Below are 2,669 nucleotides of genomic sequence, written 5' to 3' on the forward strand. Positions count from 1 at the left end.
GCCGTCAGTGTTGTTTTTCCATGATCCACATGACCTATGGTTCCCACGTTCACATGTGGTTTTGACCGCTCAAATTTGCTTTTTGCCATGCTGTTCGTTCCCTTTCGTTAACACTCATACGATCTCACAACTGCGCCTGAATTTATTGGTGCCCATGGCCAGGATTGAACTGGCGACCTCTCCCTTACCAAGGGAGTGCTCTACCACTGAGCTACATGGGCAACAGATCGCCATTCGCCTGCTTTTCACGTGGAGCGGGTGAAGGGAATCGAACCCTCGTCGTAAGCTTGGAAGGCTTCTGCTCTACCATTGAGCTACACCCGCTCTTGCCCGCATTACTTCTCAATTAGGCACCCCATCCTTAGCTTCTCAACTGAAGACCAGGCTGCTTTTATAATCTGGTGGAGGGGGAAGGATTCGAACCTTCGAAGGCAGAGCCGTCAGATTTACAGTCTGATCCCTTTGACCGCTCGGGAACCCCTCCAAAATAGTCAGGCATTATGACCGCATCTCCGACACAAGTCAATGCCAAGATACATTCTCTCTATTCACGGCCACCATTAAATTGATTGCTATTTTACCCCTTGTTCGGGAGTTTGGGTCCGGATTTTTATTGCTAAGCTTGCTTGCGCACCACATATCCGGTATCAACCCTACAAGGAACCAAGATGGTCAAGCTCACTCGAAAAATTCTTTCACAAGCGTTATGCGTCTGTTTGACCGCATTCTCACCCGCCTGGTCTCTCGCCTCGGTCCAACTGATTGCCGAAGTTGGGCAAGCGGCAGAAGATTTCCCACCAGGATATGTCTACTGGGGGTTTGACCACCCTGTCATGGGGCCGTCGGGCCATATCGCTTTCAGCGGCGCGGCCGATACCAGCGTGCGTGCCACTGACAACCATACGCATGCAGTCTGGTCAGGCCGCCCAGGGCACCTCAAAGCCCTGATCAAGGAAAACGAGGTATTAATCCATACACCGCAAACATTACGCTTTCTCTCCGCCGTGGAGTCCAGCCTTATCACCAATTCATCTGGCCACGTTGCAATGATGGCCAGACTCCAAAGCGACTTAAACAGCAATCACACAATCGGCCTGCTCGTTCATGCCGACGGCCACACCCACCTGGCCCTACAAACAGGCCAGCCCGCTCCAGGCCTTCCCTCAGGCACTGTCATTCATACCATACGTGACTTTGTGTTCACCACTGCCGGCCTGCTCATCCTGGCCGAAGCCTCGGGTCCGTCTTTTCAGGGATTGGATCTGTGGTTCTGGAATTTGAATTTGAATGAGCCCACAAAACTCCCCACCCCCAGTAGCCATTGCAGTTATGCAGACATCAACAGCCTAAGCCTCAATCAGCATGGCGCAGCGACTTTCATTGCATCGCTCTCGCATACAACGGGAGGCGCCTGCAATCCGTCGCGCGGCGTATTCAAGTGGCACAATGGACAAATTCTACCCATCGTCACCGATAACGACCCGGTGCCCGGAATGGCCGCCACGGTATTCTCGCTGGGCTCATACCCACTGAGAGCCAGCATCACCGATCTGGATGAAATCATTTTCACCGCAGTACTCATGGATACCATCGATTCGGAATGGCGCAGCAGTGCCTGGGTCGCTCGCAGCGATGGCCAACTCGATTTACTCGTGCTCGATGGCGAATCACTCCCCGATAACACCACACCCGGCAATGGATTGAACAATACCGATTTCTTTGCCAATATCGAATCCACCGACAGCGGACTGTCCATCCTGAAAACAACCCGCCAAGCCAATCGCAGCACTGCGATCACCATGGGAAGAGCCCGCGCCATCCAACCCTATCACAGCATTCATGAAACCGGCACCTCCCAGCTTTCCCTGATCATGCAACTGAACGATCCCCTTCCCGGCTTTGATGCATCCTGGTTCACCGGCATATTGACCGGCGAAGTGGCCATCAACAAAGCCGGCCAATTTGCCTTCAGCAGCATCATCGCCAGCGAGTCCGATATCCTAGGCAGCCAACGCACTGCAATCTGGCGCAGTACAGAAGACGGGAAAACCGAGCTTGCCGCCAGCGTCGGCATGACACTGTTCGTCAATAACGAAGTCAGAAAAATCGAACAGATCAATCGTCTCAACCGATTTGTGAATCTACACAAAAGCGGCGGCTCAACAGTCGGCGGCGGCGTGACGCAATTCAGCGATCAAGGCGAGATCATCTTTGCCGGCAAGCTGGGAAGCAACCCAGGCGGTATTTTCCTCGTCACAGATGGCAAAAAGGAAGGGAGAGTTTTCGCACTGGCAGAACAATCGTTCCCGGCACTCTTCTCGCCAGCCAATCCGCATACCCAGAATGCCGAAGGCTTCTGGTATCGCCACTACCCCGCGACCAATAGCTATATCGGCATTCGGGGACAAGAAGTCTTTGTCCTCGGGGACGCATTCGGACCCGGCATCCAATATCTGGATACCCTGGACAACATTCTGCATTTTTTGGAAGGCATCGCGCAACCTGGCTCCTAGTACCCAAAGCTTGAAATATATCGGATAATTTGCCATTTTTTTTGATTGAACAAGCAAAAATTGCATGGCCCGCCCTTTATTCCCACTGACGCTAACTACTGAACAAAGAGACCTCCTGGAAACAATAAGCCGTTGCCGGGAGGTTCCCCATAGCCT

At 52.8% G+C, this 2,669-nt stretch carries 2 protein-coding genes and 3 tRNA genes; 1 reads left to right on the forward strand and 4 read right to left on the reverse strand.

Going from position 1 to position 2,669, the window contains the following annotated elements; translation table 11 throughout:
- The 4 genes from BLV85_RS14510 to BLV85_RS14525 all read right to left on the reverse strand — a co-directional run.
- The coding region (locus BLV85_RS14510) for a GTP-binding protein (protein ID WP_074720022.1) at positions 1–89 on the reverse strand (89 nt) is incomplete at its 3' end.
- Between the two features lie 57 nt (positions 90–146).
- Positions 147–221: transfer RNA gene (locus BLV85_RS14515), tRNA-Thr, on the reverse strand.
- Positions 222–250: 29 nt separating this feature from the next.
- Positions 251–324, reverse strand: a tRNA-Gly gene (locus tag BLV85_RS14520).
- Between the two features lie 75 nt (positions 325–399).
- Positions 400–484 (reverse strand) — tRNA-Tyr (locus BLV85_RS14525).
- Positions 485–668: 184 nt separating this feature from the next.
- Between BLV85_RS14525 and BLV85_RS14530 the strand changes: the two genes are divergently transcribed.
- Positions 669–2,513 (forward strand): DUF7453 family protein, encoded by a 1,845-nt coding sequence (locus BLV85_RS14530; protein ID WP_090415931.1) that lies wholly within the window; start codon positions 669–671, stop codon positions 2,511–2,513.
- Positions 2,514–2,669: the final 156 nt, after the last annotated feature.

The organism is Nitrosomonas halophila (assembly GCF_900107165.1).
In the GTDB taxonomy this organism is placed as follows: domain Bacteria; phylum Pseudomonadota; class Gammaproteobacteria; order Burkholderiales; family Nitrosomonadaceae; genus Nitrosomonas; species Nitrosomonas halophila.